This is a genomic window from Spirosoma pulveris (assembly GCF_054781875.1).
This window is the reverse complement of sequence record NZ_BAAGTO010000009.1, coordinates 1-16,653: the sequence shown is the minus strand read 5'-3', so window position 1 is coordinate 16,653 and position 16,653 is coordinate 1. Positions and strand designations below refer to the sequence as shown.

Genomic DNA, 16,653 nt, shown 5'->3' with positions numbered 1-16,653 from the left:
TTTTCAAAACTGTTTCAAAATTCTTTCTACGCCACTAACGTAACCGGAGCCAAACAGATTCACATGAACGAGCAAGGGGTACAAATTATAAATGGCGACGCGCTCATTAAAGCCGTTCTGCAGGGGGAACGTTTCGTGATAAGCGTCGTAAAAACGATCGTCGAAACCGGCGAATAACTTCGTAAATGCCAGCTCAGCCTCCCGAAATCCATAGTAGACGGCGGGGTCTACCAACGCCGGTTGCCCTGCTTCATTGACCAGCACATTGCCAGACCACAAATCGCCGTGCAGTAACGCAGGGCGCTCGTTTGGAAGAAGATTCGGCAACTGCCCGCGCAGCCGAAGCAGCGCATCGTAAGTAGATCTGGACAGTAACCCTTTGTATAAGGCTAAACCGGCCTGGGGTAGTAGCCGATGCTCGAAGAAGAAATCGTATCCGTTGGCGGTTGGGGTGTTGGTTTGCGGTAGCGAGCCAATATAATTCTCGAAATTCAGACCGAACGTAGGCTGTGTATGCGAGTGTATTACCGCCAGCGACTGCCCAAGGGTCTCCCAATACTGCTTAACTGGCGTACCCGGATCGATGTATTCCAGAATTAGGTACGCTTTATCGAGCAGACGGCCGTAGCCAATAACCTGCGGAATGTGAAGGGCGTCGGTCTGCCGGAGCAAATCCAGCCCGCGTGCTTCAGAAGCGAACATATCCGGTTGCTCCCCGGCTGACTCTTCCAGTTGATTCCACTTAATGAAAAAAACACCTTCCGACGAAAATACCTGAGCCGATGTATTGATATTTCCACCCGAAACAAACTGCATTTCGATAACCTGGACCGGATGGCCTAAGGCTGAAAACAGAATGCTTTCAAAAAAAGAAAATTGCTCGTCGCCCCAAAAATCCATGCGTTATTTGCGTAGCGGCTGGTTTATACCGATAACTACCGGCCAATCAATATCAATTGACAGTTTATGAATCGTCAAATCCAGCACCTTTATAACATTGCCGGGAAGTCCGTCCGCCGAATTATTGGCCTCATGTCCGGCACATCGCTCGATGGTCTCGATGTGGCTCTCTGTCACATTTCGGGCAGCGGGCCTGGTACGGAGGTCGTTCTTCATCGCTTTGCCACGGTGCCTTACGATGAAGCGTTCAAGACCGAGATTCGGACTATCTTCGCTAAAGACAAAATCGAATTTGAGAAGCTTTGTTTGTTAAATCCATACATTGGCCAGTTGCATGGTCAATTCATTCTCGATTGCCTGAAAAACTGGGGTATTGATCCTGATGAGGTAGACATCGTCGCCAGTCACGGGCAAACCGTCTATCACGCTCCCAAAAGTCAGCACCGGCACGATAAGTTCCCAAATGCCACGCTCCAGATTGGCGATGGCGACCACATTGCCGCCGTCACCGGAATAATCACGCTGAGCGATTTTCGGCAGAAGCACGTAGCACATGGGGGAGAAGGAGCGCCCCTGGCTGTTTACGGGGATTATTTCATGTTTTCAAAAGCGGGAGAAAACCGGCTGTTACTGAATATGGGCGGCATTGCCAACTTCACGTACCTGCCCGCCGATGAAGATGCCAGCAACGTGTTTACAACCGATACCGGGCCGGGAAACACGCTTCTGGACGCTTACGCCCGTAAATTTCTGAATAAACCCTACGACGAAGACGGTAAACTGGCCGATCTGGGAACCGTTAATCCTAGTCTGTTGCGCGCGTTAAACGTTAACCCGTTCTTCGACGCAGCTTTCCCCAAAACAACCGGACCCGAAGTATTCAATGTGGCCTACGTAGAAAAGGCACAGACTCAAAGCCAGACAACAGGTATAGCTGCCGAAGATTTGATGGCAACGCTCGTTCAATTCAGTGCCGACACCATTATTGACGCAATCCGGCGTGTTATGCGTGATGGAGAAACGTATCGGATTTACATGAGCGGGGGAGGGGCACACAACCCGATGCTGACAAAGGCCCTCAAAAAAGGGCTGCCCACCTGTTCGTTTGGATTGACCGACGAACTTAACATTAGCGGGGATGCCAAAGAAGCAGTACTGTTTGCCGTACTGGCCAACGAAAGCCTGGCCGGTGGAAACACCTCATTCGGGAATCGGCAGGGCGTCCCAACGGTTTCGATGGGAAAGGTTAGCTTTCCGAAGTAGTTCTTTTTAAGCCTATAAGGTTTTAGAAACCTCATAGGTTTGGAGCTAGCTTTTAGGCCGAAACACCTTCATTTTATCCTCGTGGGTGGTTAAAAATGGCCCGCCAATCAAGTCGATGCAATAGGGAATTGCCGGAAACACTACTGAGAGGCATTGGCCAATGGCTTTGGGTTTGCCGGGTAAATTCAGAATGAGTGTCTGATTTCGGATACCAGCCGTTTGCCGGGACAGGATGGCTGTAGGCACGTACTTAAGGCTTTCCTGACGCATCAGCTCGCCAAAACCAGGCATCATTTTCTGACAGACGGCTTCGGTCGCTTCGGGGGTTACGTCGCGCAGGGCGGGCCCTGTGCCACCTGTTGTAACGACCAGACAGCAACCCTCGGCATCGGCCAGTTCGATCATGGTTGCTTCGAGCTGGTCCTGTTCATCGGGAATAACCCGGTACACGGGCTCCCACGCGCAGCTCAGCCATTCAGTTAAAAATTCAACGACCGCTTTTCCCGGAATGTCTTCATAAATACCAGCGCTGGCCCGGTCCGAAACGTTGATAATGCCGATGTTGATCATATAGAATGTAGGCTATAAGATGTATGGTACAGGTTCTAACGCCTATATCCTATACCATACATCTTATATCTCTTTACGGTTTTTTGCGCTTCAACGCCAGATCGTGTGCGGTGTCGTAATACGACCGCAGGCTACTCCAGTCGAAGACATCAGCAATGCTCTCCACGCGGTTCCGTTGCTGAATCCGGTCGCGCTGGGCCATCCGAACGAAACGGTAAAGCACATCGGCCAGTTGATCGGCGGCTTCGTCGAAGGACTGCGTCCGGCGGTTGATCACATAGATACCCCGGTTTTCGTAGTCACGCATGATCTGCATGATGAAATCGCCGAAACCTGACTGATCGCTGGTAACGGTTGGAATGCCGCGCACAACGCATTCCAGCGGGGTGTAGCCCCAGGGCTCATAGTAGCTTGGGAAAACGCCCAGGTGGCAACCCCGAACGAACTGGCTGTAGTCTAGCCCGAACAGCGGGTTAGTTGAGGCAATAAAGTCGGGGTGGTACACGATCTTGACCCGGTCATACTCATTATTGACCAGGTTGGCCTGACGAATGAACCGTGTCATGTCGTCCTCCTGCACCAGATTGTGGGTTACGAAAGGTGGCAGGTGCTTCGTTTTCCAGCTCTGTACCGTTCGCCGAAGCCGGAGCCGCCAGTATTCATCAACAAAATTGTTCAGGTCGGGCAGCGACGTGCCGTTGGGGTCGGATGCCGCAGCCTGGAACAGCCGTTCGCCGACCTGTTTTTCGATGCTCTCGCAGGTTTCCTGAATTTCATCCAGCAACGCCCGCGAGTGAAGGACGTCTGGATTGATGGATGTGTACGGCTGCTTGGTCACCATGAACATAACAACGGTCATATCCATGCCAGCCTCGCGCATCCGGTAGTTCAGTCGGGCGAGGGCTTCAAGGGTCAGGTCATAACCCTTGTTCGAAAACTCAAATCGACCCGAAGTAAAAAAGTACAGGGTTTTTTCCAGGTCGAATGAATAACTCTGGAAGAAGTGCCCCATTACGAACTCATGAATCTTCTGCTTGTACCGAACGTGCAGGTTCTGAAATTCGTGGACAGCCGCGAAGCGAGTGACATTCAGTCCATTGGGTAAGACCAGGTCCGGGTTTCGGCCCAGAAAAACCTCGCACTCGCGCGCCGTAACATCGCTGACGGTGGTAAACACATGCGCCTGCAGGGCTGCTAGCCGCTCAATGGTTGCCTGGGTGTCGATGCCGTAGTGCAGCGCTTCCCGTTTCCAGTCGAAAAACGGCAGTTTACCATAAAAGCCGGGCTCATTCTGGGCCAGGTAGCGCCCCAGCATGGTGGCGTGCGTGGTGAAAACGGTAGCTACTTTAACATTGTCGCGCCGTAGGTCGGGCAGGCCGGTGCTGGCCATCCACTCGTGAAAATGCGCGACAAAATCAACCCGACGGGCATGATCCTCGGCCAATAGCGTAATAAACAGGCGGACCATTTCGCCAAACGCGATCGTCTGGTTAACGAGGTCTTCAATATTCAGCGTTGAGAGCTGGTAGTTGAGCCAAAGGCGCGTTTTGATTTCGTTGAGCTGTTCGACGGTAATGCTGTTAATATCGAACAGCACTACGCGCGGTCGGCCCGTAACGAGCCAGTAGCCGTACTCGACACGATAACCCAACTGCCGCATCTTCCGAACTGTCTGGCCAATCTCCGTTTCGTCGGAGTCGGTAATAGGTTCGAACTCGGCTGCCGACCGCTGCGGAAAATAGGGGCCAAGGGCTACGTAATTATCGTCCCACTTTTCCACCATTGCCGGCACTTTCGACCGAATCACTGTATAAATTCCACCTACTTGATTACACACCTCCCAGGCGATTTCCAGTAGTAATTTTCGCTTCGATGTTGAAAATACCGCTTCCAAATTAGTTAGTAGTTTTGGCGCAATGGTTGATCATAACGACTTATAACGCCTTTGCCGTGCAAATAAACGATATAAACAATAAGAGATAAATTTGTTTATTTTAAATATGACTTGGCGTCTGTCACTTCTGTTCGGTTATTCTTCGACAAGGTAATGTTAAAGCCGGGCTGAATACTGAACGCACCGTGTTCTCCTTGTTTATTTATTGCCAGAAAACCGACCTGTATATCCTTGAACTCCTGTTTGTTGACGATCCGGAGGGCGGCTTCTTCACAGGCTTGCTGGGGTGTGCGCCCCTGGCGCATCAGTTCCACAACTAAAAATGAGCCACAGGTTCGCATAACCAGTTCGCCAAGACCGGTAGCACAAGCCCCGCCAATTTCGTTATCGACAAACAATCCCGCCCCGATAATGGGCGAATCGCCAACACGGCCCCGCATTTTATAGGCCAGACCACTGGTGGTGCAGGCACCTGAAATATTCCCCTTTGCGTCGATAGCCAGCATACCAATGGTATCGTGCCGTTCAATGTTGGCGATGGGTTTATACTTAGCTGTTTTGAGCCATTCTTTCCACTCTTTTTCTGCTTTTGCCGTGAGCATTTTCTCTTTCTTGAAACCCTGGGCAAGGGCAAATTGAAGGGCACCTTCGCCACTGAGCATGACGTGGGGTGTCTTCTCCATTACGGCTCTGGCTACCGAAATCGGATGCATGATATGCTCCAGAAACGTGACGGCGCCCGCATTGCCTTTCTCGTCCATGATGCAGGCGTCGAGGGTAACATGACCGTCGCGGTCGGGGCGGCCGCCGTAGCCAACGCTCATATCGTCGGGGTCGGCCTCGGGAATCCGGACGCCCGCTTCAACGGCATCCAGGGCGCTGCCGCCTTTATCGAGTACGGCCTGAGCCGCTGCATTGGCTTTGGGTTGTTTCCAGGTAGAAATAACCAGCGGACCACCAGGCGGTGGGCCCGTGGGCAGCGAGTTTTGGCTGAGTGCCTGAGGTGCCGAAAGGCTGTCTGTATTACCGGTAAGGGTTGATCTTGAACGGCTAAACGATAAAGTGGGGAGAAGCCCGGCCAAAGAGCCAAGCGTTAGAAAACGGCGTCTATTTACCATACATATAAGGCTTACGGCTCAAATTAAAGGAATAAACGCTTGGCATTTACTACTTTTGGCCGATTTATTCGAAACGCTTTATGACGGCTCCTGATAAACATATATTGCTCATGGACGGCCCTGATAGCAAGGGTCTCATTTACCACGTGACCGGCGTATTGTTTCGCCATAACCTGAACATCATCCATAATGATGAATACGTGAGTCCGTCAGGCCGGTTTTTCATGCGCACGGAGTTTGAGTCGGCGGGGGGGCAGGATACCTTCGATAGCGCGGCTTTGTTACACGAATTAACCTCAACCATACCCGGCTCAGAAACGGCTGAGAACAGTGATTTAGCCGATCGCACTCGCCTGCCGAATACGGCATATCAATCGGGAATCACCTTCCGGCTGAATCCCAGACGCAAAAAGAATATTGTGGTCATGGTAACGAAAGAGCACCATTGCCTTGGCGAACTGCTTATTCGGTATGCGTTCGATGAACTGGATGCGGCTATTCTGGCGGTGGTGAGTAACTACAATAGTTTGCAGCCGCTGGTCAGCAAGTTTGGCATTCCGTTTCACTATATATCGCACGAAGGAAAAACACGGGAGGAGCATGAAGAAGCCATTTTGCGGACGCTGGCCATTTATGAGCCGGAGTACCTGGTGCTGGCTAAATACATGCGCGTACTGACGCCCGGCTTTGTCAATCAGTATCCAAACCGGATCATTAATATCCATCATTCTTTTCTGCCCGCCTTCATCGGGGCAAACCCTTACCGGCAGGCTTACGAACGAGGGGTGAAGATTATTGGGGCCACAGCTCACTTTGTCAATAATGACCTGGACGAAGGACCAATTATTGCCCAGAATGTAAAAGAAGTAGACCACCGCCATACCGCAGCCGATATGGCAACCGAAGGGAAAGACGTTGAAAAAATTGTGCTGTCGCAGGCCTTAAAACTGGTCTTCAACGATCGGGTCTTTATTTCGGGAAATCGGGCGATTGTTTTGTAAGTGTTGCCAGGGCTCTGACTTTTTCTTCGTTCGCTTCAATATGTTCGTATTCATCCGGTACGGCCGAAGCCATGGATACGGCAGGCTGGCGAAACACCATTCGGCTATCTTCTGTCTGACTACCGCTCGAATGCAGCGCATCGGCACCGGCCTCAATGAACAAGTGAGCATTCCCGGCATTTACGCCCGCGCCAGCCATAATTTCGATGCGCCCGGCCGCCTGTTTTGCCAGTTGCTGAATAACAGATAAGCCTGCTTCGGCGGTTTGGTGCTGGCCGGAGGTTAAAATCCGAACGGCACCGGTGCGAACAATGGCTTCGAGAGCTTCGAGCGGATCGCGGGTCATGTCGAAAGCCCGGTGGAACGTAACGGGCAGCGGGTGAGCCAGTTCGACCAGTGTACGCGTCGTTGCTTCATCAACGGTGCCATCGGGCTTCAGGATACCCAGCACCAGTCCATCCGCACCGAGTGCTTTAGCCAGACTAATATCCGCACGCATAACAGCCAGTTCTGTATCGGAATACAGAAAATCGCCCCCGCGTGGCCGAATCATAACATAGATTGGAATATGTACCTGCTGCCTGACGAGCTGGATCAGGCCTGCACTGGGTGTAGTACCGCCCTCGGCCATACCGCCACAGAGTTCTATTCGTCCCGCACCTGCCCGTTGGGCCGTAAGACATGAATCAAGAGAATAAGCGCATACTTCCAGTACCATATTTGCGACGTTGATGGATATAAATAAAATTTACTCGTTAATTAGGCGACTTATAGCGATTCAATAAATTACAGGCGGGATGAAATAAGGGTGTTTAACTGATTAAAATAAACCGTTAAATATACATGTTTGGATGTTACAGGTTAAATGACATCTTTATCCCACCGAAGAGAAACAATACTCAAGTTTACACGTTAATGGCCTAAATCCTTTTAAACTAACGGTTAAGAACATTTTTGCTGAAAAGGGCTTGGATATTAACGGTTTTTTTACTTTTGCACCCTTATTAGAAAGCTGTCATCAAAATATCGGACACACTATGTACTGGACACTCGAACTAGCATCCTATTTGGAAGATGCGCCCTGGCCTGCCACCAAAGACGAATTGATTGATTATTCCATTCGCTCGGGAGCCCCACTCGAAGTTGTTGAAAATCTTCAGGAACTTGAAGATGATGGGCAGCCTTATGAGAGCATTGAAGAAATTTGGCCGGATTATCCAACCAAGGATGATTTCTTCTTTAACGAAGATGAGTACTGATCCTGTTGGACGGTACCACTAAAAAAAGGCGTGTCCATTTAAATGGATACGCCTTTTTTGATACTGTACTTACAGGCCGAGCTAGCTTACCTTTTCCTCCGTCTTTACCGTTTTCACCGGGCGGTCGTATTTCTTGGGAGCGTACAAAAAACCAAATGCTTCGGCTCCTTCTTTGGAGTGTACTTTATGGTGAATATAGTGCGCCCGCATGATGCGTTGCATGTAACGGCCGCTCGTGTCAATCTTCATCTTCACCCGGCGATGAACAATGATGTCGTGGAAGATGAAGTAGAACAAGCCATAAAGGGTTACACCCGCCCCGATCCAGGTCAGGAAGCTGAGTTCCGGAATGGCTACTCCGGCCAGAAACATGCCAATGGCAGTTACACTAAAAACAACGGCGAACAGGTCGTTTATTTCGAAGAAGCCATTGTGGTGGTTGTGATGGTCACGATGCCAGCTCCATAAAAAGCCATGCATAATGTATTTGTGCGTAAACCATGCTACGCCTTCCATGAACAGGAAAGTACCTAGTACCAAAGCAACATTTACCAGCATTTTTGTGTTTCTTTAGTAGCGCAGGTCAATAATAAACAAGCCATAGGTGGTCTTGTACTGAACCTACACCAGCGGTCAGATGATATGCTCTACTAACGGTTTGTGTCCTTGAAAAGTTGACGCATTTACCCTTAGTTTTTAACGCAAAATAGAGATACGTGTCGATTACTTGCAAATTTGTGGAAAATCCGTATCTTTATAACAAGTCAGTGCTCAACCAGATGAACCCATCGGTTATGGACTATCAGGCACTCAAAAACCTGGTCAGGCGGGGAGAGGGTAGCAATTTAGAGTTCAAGCTGAAAACCAATCATCCCGAGAAGATTATTCGGGGGGTGGTCGCTTTCGCTAACACAAACGGTGGAATCATGCTCATCGGCGTCGGTGACGACAAGAAGATTCCCGGACTCAAATATGCCGATGAAGACGAGTACCTGCTCGTTCGGGCCATCAACAAGTTCTGTTTCCCACGAATTTCCTACACCATTGAGCGCGTTCAGCTCTACGATGAACGTGAGGTACTCGTGATCCGGGTTCCCCGAAGCCCCACACGCCCCCATTATATTATCCCCGATCCGGCCGAACCCGATAACAAGAAAGCATATGTGCGCGTCGGCGACAAGTCTGTTCAGGCTAGCCGTGAAGTGCGTGAAATCCTGAAAGGCGAACAGGCCGAACGCCAGATTCGGTTTAGTTACGGCGATAAGGAGCGGATGCTGATGCAGCACCTCGGGGAACATAACAGCATTACCGTCGACCTTTTTGCCTCAATTGCGGGCATTTCCCGACGAATTGCGTCCCGAACGCTGGTGTTGCTGGTGCTGGCGAATGTGCTGGAGATCCACCCCAGCGATGTCATGGATAAGTATACACCCCGTATGGTCCAATAATGTTAAGGTTGGCTTTCGGTATGTTCCGATAATGTCTTACTTTGTTATGCTCAGGATTGACGCATCACAAACCCGTAGACAATGGCCTTAACCCCACCTGCTCATAAACCTTTCGTTCCGGCAACGGAATCGCCCGCCGAATTCACCGCTAAAGCTATTATCACCGGCGCGGTATTCGGCGTACTCTTTGGCGCGGCAACGGTTTATCTTTCCTTAAAAGCCGGCCTTTCCGTATCGGCCTCCATTCCCATTGCCGTACTGGCCATATCCCTTGGGCGTCGTTTCCTGAACACCACCATTCTCGAAAACAACATCATTCAAACAACCGGCTCGGCTGGCGAAAGTATTGCATCCGGGGTGGTGTTCACCATGCCGGGCTTTCTCTTCCTGACGAACGGCTCCGGGGCCGACTTCTTCAATTACTGGACCATTCTCACGCTGTCCATTCTGGGGGGGCTGATCGGTACGCTGATGATGATTCCGCTGCGTCGGTCGCTTATTGTGCAGGAGCACGGCACCCTACCGTATCCGGAGGGAACCGCCTGTGCTTCGGTACTGATAGCGGGCGAAAAAGGCGGTGACTTTGCCAAAACGGCCTACCAGGGGCTGGGAGCAGCGCTCGTGTACGCGTTTCTCCAGAAGGTGCTTCATGTCATCGCGGAAGTACCAATTTGGGCTACGAAGCAGGCGAATCGGTATTTTCCATCGGCGCAGGTGGCGGGCGAGATAACCCCGGAGTACCTGGGTGTGGGTTATATTATTGGTTTCCGCATCTCGGCGGTGCTGGTTGGTGGCGGTATTCTGGCCTGGCTCGGTCTTATTCCTTTGCTGGCATCGGTCGTGCCGGGTGATACAATCGCCCTTCAGTTACAGAAGTTGGGCTATCTTACTAATCTGCAAACGGCTGGCGGACCGGGTGGCTGGAATCCGGCCACGCATACGTTCTCAGATACGGCAGCGGCCATCTATCGGGCCTATATCCGGCAAATAGGCGCTGGAGCGGTTACGGCAGGGGGCTTTATGACGCTCATCAAAACCATTCCCACCATTGTCTCTTCGTTTCGGCAGAGTTTCAGCAAAACGTCGATGAACGCCATCGAAGCCGAAAACGCGCTGAGTGGTCATAGCGGCATTCCCCGTACCGAGCAGGATTTGAGCGTTCGGATCGTTGTGATCGGTAGTGTTGTGCTGGCGGCCCTGATGATCGTGCTGCCCCAAATTCCCGGCGATTCTGTACTAACCAAGTTGCTGATCGCCATACTCGTTATCGTGTTCGGTTTTTTCTTCGTTACCGTTGCCAGCCGGATTGTGGGGCTGATCGGGTCGAGCTCGTCGCCCGTTTCGGGAATGACCATCGCCACAATTATGGGAACTTCCCTGGTGTTTATCGGCTTCGGCCTGACCGGAAAAGTGTACGAACCGGCTGTGCTGGTAGTAGGGAGCATGATTTGTGTGGCCGCTGCCAATGCCGGGGCCACATCACAGGATCTCAAAACTGGCTACATCGTTGGCGCGACACCGAAATACCAGCAGATGGCCCTGTTTGTTGGCGTTATTATATCATCGCTGGTTGTGGGAGCCACGGTAAAAATTCTGGACACACCCACGCCTGATCTGCTGGCGCAGGGTATTACGCACGCCATTGGTTCCGATAAGTTTCCGGCTCCGCAGGGTACGCTGATGGCTACGCTTATAAAAGGGCTGTTGTCTTTTAACCTCGACTGGCAGTTCGTGCTGGTAGGAGCTTTTATCGCCTTTGTTTTTGAACTGGTTGGCGTGAGTGCGCTGGCCTTTGCGGTGGGTTTATATTTACCGCTGTCGACCACGTTGCCTATTTTTGCCGGTGGGCTGGTCAAAGCGATTGTCGATGCCAGCAAGAAGCGGAAAGGTATCGTGGAAGAAGATGCTGACCTCGGAAAAGGAAACCTATTTGCAACGGGTCTGGTAGCCGGAGGTGCTTTAGCGGGAGTAGCCGTAGCCTTGTTATCGGTTAACGCATCCATCTACAATGGCCTGGCCTCGTTGACGCTGGAGCCGTTATTAGGCAGTGCATTGGGCGAAGGCGGGTATATGCTGCTGGGTGCATTGTCGTTTGTTGGACTGGCCGTTGTGCTGTGGCGCGTTGGTGAGCAGAAGCAGGAAGGCTAAAAAGCCTACCGGTAGGTAAATAGGCCTGCGTGACGGGCTGAATTCTGGCATTTATTGCTTTATTAAGCCTGTGCCTTCCATCTTTTAACCTACCCTTATAAACATGCTTTCTGCGCTGTCAACTTTCTTTTATCGGATATCATCCTGGAAAACGTTATTGCTGGGAATGGTACTGTAGGTGCCGTTCCCAGCCTACATTTTCAATAATCTCGAAGCCCGCATGAATGCGCTGGCCGGACATTCTGTTGGTCCCATCGACCTGCTGGTTGGCTATGACCCGATCCGAATTCAGCGAATGATTGAGGACTACGGACCGGAAGGTCGGGCGGTTTACGCGCAGGGGGAACTCACCGCCGACCTCGCTTATCCATTCATCTACACGTTCCTGTTTTGTGTTATCCTCACGCTGCTGTTCAGGCACAGAAAATACAACTCGTTTCGGTTGGTGAATGTGTTGCCCGTGGGTATACTCGTTTCCGATCTGCTGGAAAATAGTTGTATCGTCTACTTACTAAAGGCCTTTCCCAATTCACCCTACGTTGTCGCGTCCCTGGGTTCTGTTTTAACTAACTTAAAATGGACCGTTACCATGATTGTGCTGGGTTTAGTCATTTACGGTCTCACCAAAATGGCTATTCGAAACGGTCAGCGTAAGATGGCGAGTCGTCAAACGAGCCAGTAGGTAGCTGTCAGCGGACCTGTCCGGCTTTCTTCAAGAGCTCCACGACACGCTCTACCGGTAGCTGTTCTATCGTGTTGCCCTGATCACCCGTGCTTGTTTTGCCGGCAAACAGGGAGTTGATAATCGCTTCTTCGGTAGCTTCGATGGCGGCCATGAACAGGGGCGACACGTTGTCGTTGCGGACTAGCTTCAGTTCATCGAACGATCTGGCTGTTTCGTGCGGAATGCGGTAAGCGGTCGATACGGCAATCACATAATCGCCACTGCCGTTTGAGGCAATGCCACCCGTCTGGGCCAGTCCCATAAACGCCCGTTTGGCCAGCCGTTTGAGATTACGGGCATCTAAAGGCGCATCGGTCAGGACGACCATCATGCACGAGCCGTCGAGTTTTTCCTTGAACGAATATTTTCCCAGAGCCACCCCTACCGGCACGCCCGCGATTTGCAGCACCCCGCCAAAGTTCGTCTGAACCAATGCACCAACGGTGTAGCCGCCCAGTGAGGCTGGTAGCTTACGAGAGGCCGTACCGATGCCGCCTTTGAAACCGAAGCAGACCGTTCCGGTTCCGGCACCTGCGTTACCTTCTGCCACCGGGCCGGTTTTCGCTTGCCGGATGGCGTCGAGCACGTGCTGCTTTGTGACATGACGCCCGCGAATGTCGTTGAGTGTACCGTCATTGGTTTCGCCCACGACTGTATTCACCGAGCGAACCTGTTCGTTGCCTTTCTGCGCCAGCGTGTAATCGATAATGGCATCGGCAGCGGTGGGAACGCTCAGTGTATTCGTAAGCACGATGGGCGTTTCCAGGGTGCCGAGTTCCTCGACCTGGCTATAGCCCGTCAGCTTGCCGAAGCCATTGCCGATATAAATAGCCGCCGGGCTTTTCTGCTGAAACAGGTTGCCATCGTGAGGTAGGATGGCCGTAACCCCGGTTCGGATGTTTGCACCCTGATTAAGCGTCACCTGCCCCACCCGAACGCCCGGCACATCGGTAATAGCATTGAGCGTGCCGGTTGGCAGCACCCCGAACTTGATCCCATAGTCGCGGGGGCGCTTGGTGGATTGAGCCATGGTGGCAGTCGTTACAAGTGAAGCGGTGAGTAGTAAAAATAGTTTGGAGGGGCGTAACATAAGGAGAGAAGGTAAATGTACAGAAGCTCTTACCCGCCTGTCGGCCCAAATCGCTCGGTGCGAATGCTCGTTGGGGGCAAACCAACGTCGGCCAGTGCGTTGGCGACTTGCTCGACCAGTGGGGTAGGGCCACAAACATACGAAAGCGGTTGAGATGAAAACCGGCTCAGGACTTCTGACAGCATAGGCCCGTCGATGCGCCGTTGGTAACCCGTCCAGTCCGACGGTGGCCGACGGGTGAAGGTGATGATCAGGCTGAACTGAGCATCCTGACGGGCTAACGCCTTCAGTTCATGCCAATAAATGACGTCCTCATCGGTGCGGACGCTGAACAGCAAAACCGTCGGATTGGTGGCTTTTATAGTAGCCCGATGACGCAGCATCGCCATCAGCGGCACAATGCCCGAGCCACCGGCTACCAGCAGCAGGGGTTCATTGGCCATCGTGTCTTTCCAGACAAAATAACCGCCAATTGGTCCCCTCACTTCGAGCGGGTCGCCAATAGCGATGCCATCGAAGAGATAAGAAGATACCTCGCCGTCGGTAATGAACTCAATAGTCAGGTCGATCTCGCCGGTCTTCTCCGGTGGTGACGCAATGGAGTAACTACGCTCGGCCTGGTATCCGTCTTCGGCCGTCAGGCGAAGGTCGTAATGCTGGCCGGGAAGGTGTGGTGTCCACTCCGGAAGGTGCAGTGTGAGGGTTTTCACACGCGGTGTTTCCTGAACGATAGCCTTCACTTCGGCCATCTGCCATTGAATTTTGTTCATCGGTAAAGGGCTCAGTCGTCGCTGCGGTAGCGTTGTTCTTTCCAGGGGTCGCCGTACATGCTGTAGCCGCCCCGTTCCCAGAAACCGGCTTTATCGGCATCCAAGAACCGCAGACCCTTGATCCATTTGGCACTCTTCCAGAAATACAGGTGCGGGACCACCAGCCGGGCGGGGCCACCATGTTCGGGCGCCAGCGGCTGGCCTTCAAAGCGAAGCCCAACAAAGGCTTTTCCGTGGCGGAGATCTTCGAGCGGGATATTGGTGGTGTAATCACCGTAAGAATAAGCCATTACGTGGGTAGCTTCGGGTTTTACGTTGGCGTGTTCCAGCAGGGTGTCGATGGAAACGCCTTCCCAATGCGTATCGAGCTTCGACCACTTCGTGACGCAGTGAATGTCATTGGTAAATGACTGATGTGGCAGCGCATTGAACTCCTCCCAGGTCCATTGAACGGGTGTGTCGACCAGCCCTTCGAGCGAAAACGTCCAGGTGGTCAACGGAATGCGGGGTGTAGGTCCAGCCGTCAGTACGGGGAAGTCGTGTGTTTCGTATTGGCCGGGAGGAATCCGTCCGCTCGTGTCAGAGTCCCGTTTCCGGCCAAACCCTTTGTTAAAGAAAGAAGCCATAGTCTATAACGTTAGTCGTCTGGCAAGATAATCAGTCTCTTACAAGCGAACAACGGAACCGTGATCTGTGGCCAACAAAAAAGTTCGTATCGGGTGAGTTTTGTAAATCAATGAGAACTATGCCATGGACACTTCTGTCGTCCCGACGCCAGGACCGGGCCTTCGGAGCGGGGATCTTCAGTAGGGGGCTTAGTATCTATACCGCGCGGCTGCCGCAAAGAATTACTCTAAACGTTTGGGACAAAGATTAATCTCACAAATTCAAGTGCACCGCTGAAAAAAAGACCTTGATTGTTGAGATGACAATTTGAGATTGAAAGAGGATAAAACTGACGCTACTGTCAAATTCTGGCGGGACATCGCTTTATACGGGCGTTTTAAACTACTGTCCTATCTTAAAAAAGACTTTACGGATGCCAAAACATAAAACGTAAAAAGCGGCCTGATCATGTAAGATGATCAGGCCGCTTTCCATAAAAATAAACTCCACTTAGGGCTTAAGCACTTTCACCGTCTGACGCTGAGTAGCCGTGCTCACCCGCAAAAACAGCAAACCGGCTGGCTGACTACCCACGTTGAGCGTCTGACGCTCGAGACTACTCGCCCGTTCGACCGCTCGCTCAACCAGGGGACGACCGCCCTGATTCATCAAAACCAGCCGAACCGGCTGCCCCTCCACATTCCGGATCTCGACCGACAACTCCGGCCCCGTCAGGGGGTTGCCCAGCACGGTTACCTCCAGGCCAGCTACCGGTTCTGGGCTGATTGCCTGGCGGCTACTGCCGCAGGTGGTGGGGGTAAAACTCGTTTCAACCTCCACAAAGTCCTCACTTGTGCTGCTGCGCTGGCGAGCCCGTAGCTTGAGACTCTTACCAATATGCTTATCCTGGACGATAAAGGTCGAACCCACGGACTCCCAGCCGGTGGTGACACTGGCAATCTGGTACTCGAGGGGCTGACCGTTGCCGCCCGTGGTGCGCAGGGTCAGTTGGCGGCGCTGGCAATCATAAACCGGAGCCACCATCATCAAGGCTCCGCTTTGCACCACTACCGTGGCACTGCCCACCCCACTGGGGCAACCCTCCTGTTGACAGGTGGCCGAGTAGACAAACGTACCCGTAGCGGAGGTCGCCACCGGAATACTGGTGCTGCTCCCACCCATACCGTTGGGTCCCTGCCAGTGGAGGCTGCCCGGGCAACCACTGATGAGTAGGGTAACGGTACCTGAGTATTGAGGGACACTCACCGACGATTGCCCACCGGGGTAAAGCTGGCCACTTTGGGTCATAATGGTGGGCGTTGGCGGCGTAGGCCTGACGGTTACACTGGCCAGGGCTGTAGCCGAGCAGCCGTTGCTGTTGGTGACCGTTACCGAGTACGTACCCGTTGCGGTGACGGAGAGGCTGGCCGTAGTCTGGCCCGTACTCCAGACGTAGCGGCTCAAACCCGGCGTGACGGATAAGCTCACCGTCTGCCCCGCACAGACGGTGCTGGCGGAGGGACTAATGCTGACTGAGGGGGGGGCTTGATCACCGCTTACCGTCGTGGAGGCCGTAGCCGAACAACCACGGCTCGAAGTGACCGTGACCGAGTAGAGGCCGGTGGTGGTCACCGTAGCGGTGTTCCCGTCACTGATCGGAGTAGCCCCGTGGCTAAAGTGATAGCGGGCCCCCACATCGGCGGCTGGCCCAGCCGCCGTCAGCGTGACACTCGGGTGTACGTCGTCAAATGAAAGTGGACAAATGGGATGAAAATGAGAAGAGACAATTCAGTAAATTGTTTCACTCAAATCCCCTTGGTTATGTCCAATTCAACCAAAAAATCTCCGCCTAGTCGTTCCAA

16 protein-coding genes are annotated in these 16,653 nt (G+C 52.4%); 6 read left to right on the top strand and 10 right to left on the bottom strand.

Translation table 11 applies throughout. The features are described from left to right. Positions 1-3: 3 nt before the first annotated feature. Positions 4-900, bottom strand: coding sequence for a fructosamine kinase family protein (locus ACYVJM_RS24185; protein ID WP_461150814.1), 897 nt, complete (start codon positions 898-900; stop codon positions 4-6). Between the two features lie 66 nt (positions 901-966). Between ACYVJM_RS24185 and ACYVJM_RS24180 the strand changes: the two genes are divergently transcribed. Next, positions 967-2,163, top strand: a complete 1,197-nt coding sequence (locus ACYVJM_RS24180; RefSeq protein WP_461150813.1) for an anhydro-N-acetylmuramic acid kinase — start codon at positions 967-969, stop codon at positions 2,161-2,163. 45 nt (positions 2,164-2,208) lie between these two features. Here ACYVJM_RS24180 and mog read toward each other — a convergent pair whose 3' ends face one another. The 3 genes from mog to ACYVJM_RS24165 form a co-directional block, all read right to left on the bottom strand. Then, positions 2,209-2,733 (bottom strand): molybdopterin adenylyltransferase, encoded by a 525-nt coding sequence (gene mog / locus ACYVJM_RS24175; protein WP_461150812.1) that lies wholly within the window; start codon positions 2,731-2,733, stop codon positions 2,209-2,211. Positions 2,734-2,806: 73 nt separating this feature from the next. Then, positions 2,807-4,627, bottom strand: a complete 1,821-nt coding sequence (locus tag ACYVJM_RS24170) for a glycosyltransferase (protein WP_461150811.1) — start codon at positions 4,625-4,627, stop codon at positions 2,807-2,809. A gap of 95 nt (positions 4,628-4,722) precedes the next feature. Next, positions 4,723-5,745 (bottom strand): isoaspartyl peptidase/L-asparaginase family protein, encoded by a 1,023-nt coding sequence (locus tag ACYVJM_RS24165; RefSeq protein WP_461150810.1) that lies wholly within the window; start codon positions 5,743-5,745, stop codon positions 4,723-4,725. Between the two features lie 110 nt (positions 5,746-5,855). On the opposite strand from ACYVJM_RS24165, the gene purU reads away from it, so the two are divergent. Then, positions 5,856-6,746, top strand: coding sequence for a formyltetrahydrofolate deformylase (gene purU / locus ACYVJM_RS24160; RefSeq protein WP_461150809.1), 891 nt, complete (start codon positions 5,856-5,858; stop codon positions 6,744-6,746). Here the strand turns inward: purU and ACYVJM_RS24155 are convergent. Continuing rightward, positions 6,715-7,464, bottom strand: a complete 750-nt coding sequence (locus ACYVJM_RS24155; RefSeq protein ID WP_461150808.1) for a copper homeostasis protein CutC — start codon at positions 7,462-7,464, stop codon at positions 6,715-6,717. The two genes, purU and ACYVJM_RS24155, sit on opposite strands and share 32 nt — an antisense overlap. 319 nt (positions 7,465-7,783) lie before the next feature. Here ACYVJM_RS24155 and ACYVJM_RS24150 point away from each other — a divergent pair, with 319 nt between their 5' ends. Further along, positions 7,784-8,005, top strand: a complete 222-nt coding sequence (locus ACYVJM_RS24150; protein WP_009284883.1) for a DUF2795 domain-containing protein — start codon at positions 7,784-7,786, stop codon at positions 8,003-8,005. An 81-nt stretch (positions 8,006-8,086) separates the two neighbouring features. Here the strand turns inward: ACYVJM_RS24150 and ACYVJM_RS24145 are convergent, their stop codons facing one another. Then, a complete protein-coding gene (locus tag ACYVJM_RS24145; protein WP_461150807.1) occupies positions 8,087-8,563 on the bottom strand; it encodes a sterol desaturase family protein in 477 nt (158 codons plus the stop codon). Between the two features lie 221 nt (positions 8,564-8,784). On the opposite strand from ACYVJM_RS24145, the gene ACYVJM_RS24140 reads away from it, so the two are divergent. The 3 genes from ACYVJM_RS24140 to ACYVJM_RS24130 all read left to right on the top strand — a co-directional run bounded on the left by ACYVJM_RS24140 (position 8,785) and on the right by ACYVJM_RS24130 (position 12,283). Beyond that, positions 8,785-9,453: an AlbA family DNA-binding domain-containing protein gene (locus ACYVJM_RS24140; RefSeq protein WP_461150984.1), complete on the top strand. Its 669-nt coding sequence runs from the start codon at positions 8,785-8,787 to the stop codon at positions 9,451-9,453. 81 nt (positions 9,454-9,534) lie between these two features. Beyond that, positions 9,535-11,601 carry an OPT family oligopeptide transporter gene (locus ACYVJM_RS24135; protein ID WP_461150806.1) on the top strand — a complete coding sequence of 689 codons (2,067 nt, stop codon included), beginning with the start codon at positions 9,535-9,537 and terminating at the stop codon, positions 11,599-11,601. A gap of 178 nt (positions 11,602-11,779) precedes the next feature. After that, positions 11,780-12,283, top strand: a complete 504-nt coding sequence (locus ACYVJM_RS24130; RefSeq protein WP_461150805.1) for a hypothetical protein — start codon at positions 11,780-11,782, stop codon at positions 12,281-12,283. A gap of 7 nt (positions 12,284-12,290) precedes the next feature. Here ACYVJM_RS24130 and ACYVJM_RS24125 read toward each other — a convergent pair whose 3' ends face one another. The 4 genes from ACYVJM_RS24125 to ACYVJM_RS24110 all read right to left on the bottom strand — a co-directional run bounded on the left by ACYVJM_RS24125 (position 12,291) and on the right by ACYVJM_RS24110 (position 16,486). After that, on the bottom strand, positions 12,291-13,415 hold the full coding sequence (locus ACYVJM_RS24125; RefSeq protein WP_461150804.1) for a DmpA family aminopeptidase: 1,125 nt from the start codon (positions 13,413-13,415) through the stop codon (positions 12,291-12,293). A 29-nt stretch (positions 13,416-13,444) separates the two neighbouring features. Further along, a complete protein-coding gene (locus ACYVJM_RS24120) occupies positions 13,445-14,185 on the bottom strand; it encodes a ferredoxin reductase (protein WP_461150803.1) in 741 nt (246 codons plus the stop codon). An 11-nt stretch (positions 14,186-14,196) separates the two neighbouring features. After that, positions 14,197-14,811 carry a sulfite oxidase-like oxidoreductase gene (locus ACYVJM_RS24115; RefSeq protein WP_461150802.1) on the bottom strand — a complete coding sequence of 205 codons (615 nt, stop codon included), beginning with the start codon at positions 14,809-14,811 and terminating at the stop codon, positions 14,197-14,199. A 490-nt stretch (positions 14,812-15,301) separates the two neighbouring features. Then, on the bottom strand, positions 15,302-16,486 hold the full coding sequence (locus ACYVJM_RS24110) for a hypothetical protein (protein ID WP_461150801.1): 1,185 nt from the start codon (positions 16,484-16,486) through the stop codon (positions 15,302-15,304). Positions 16,487-16,653 lie beyond the last annotated feature (167 nt).

Bases quoted from the DNA above. Each gene is read 5' to 3' on its own strand.
- ACYVJM_RS24185 (WP_461150814.1), bottom strand. From the start codon at position 900: ATGGATTTTTGGGGCGACGAGCAATTTTCTTTTTTTGAAAGCATTCTG.
- ACYVJM_RS24180 (WP_461150813.1), top strand. From the start codon at position 967: ATGAATCGTCAAATCCAGCACCTTTATAACATTGCCGGGAAGTCCGTC.
- mog (WP_461150812.1), bottom strand. From the start codon at position 2,733: ATGATCAACATCGGCATTATCAACGTTTCGGACCGGGCCAGCGCTGGT.
- ACYVJM_RS24165 (WP_461150810.1), bottom strand. From the start codon at position 5,745: ATGGTAAATAGACGCCGTTTTCTAACGCTTGGCTCTTTGGCCGGGCTT.
- purU (WP_461150809.1), top strand. From the start codon at position 5,856: ATGGACGGCCCTGATAGCAAGGGTCTCATTTACCACGTGACCGGCGTA.
- ACYVJM_RS24155 (WP_461150808.1), bottom strand. From the start codon at position 7,464: ATGGTACTGGAAGTATGCGCTTATTCTCTTGATTCATGTCTTACGGCC.
- ACYVJM_RS24150 (WP_009284883.1), top strand. From the start codon at position 7,784: ATGTACTGGACACTCGAACTAGCATCCTATTTGGAAGATGCGCCCTGG.
- ACYVJM_RS24145 (WP_461150807.1), bottom strand. From the start codon at position 8,563: ATGCTGGTAAATGTTGCTTTGGTACTAGGTACTTTCCTGTTCATGGAA.
- ACYVJM_RS24140 (WP_461150984.1), top strand. From the start codon at position 8,785: ATGAACCCATCGGTTATGGACTATCAGGCACTCAAAAACCTGGTCAGG.
- ACYVJM_RS24135 (WP_461150806.1), top strand. From the start codon at position 9,535: ATGGCCTTAACCCCACCTGCTCATAAACCTTTCGTTCCGGCAACGGAA.
- ACYVJM_RS24125 (WP_461150804.1), bottom strand. From the start codon at position 13,415: ATGTTACGCCCCTCCAAACTATTTTTACTACTCACCGCTTCACTTGTA.
- ACYVJM_RS24120 (WP_461150803.1), bottom strand. From the start codon at position 14,185: ATGAACAAAATTCAATGGCAGATGGCCGAAGTGAAGGCTATCGTTCAG.
- ACYVJM_RS24115 (WP_461150802.1), bottom strand. From the start codon at position 14,811: ATGGCTTCTTTCTTTAACAAAGGGTTTGGCCGGAAACGGGACTCTGAC.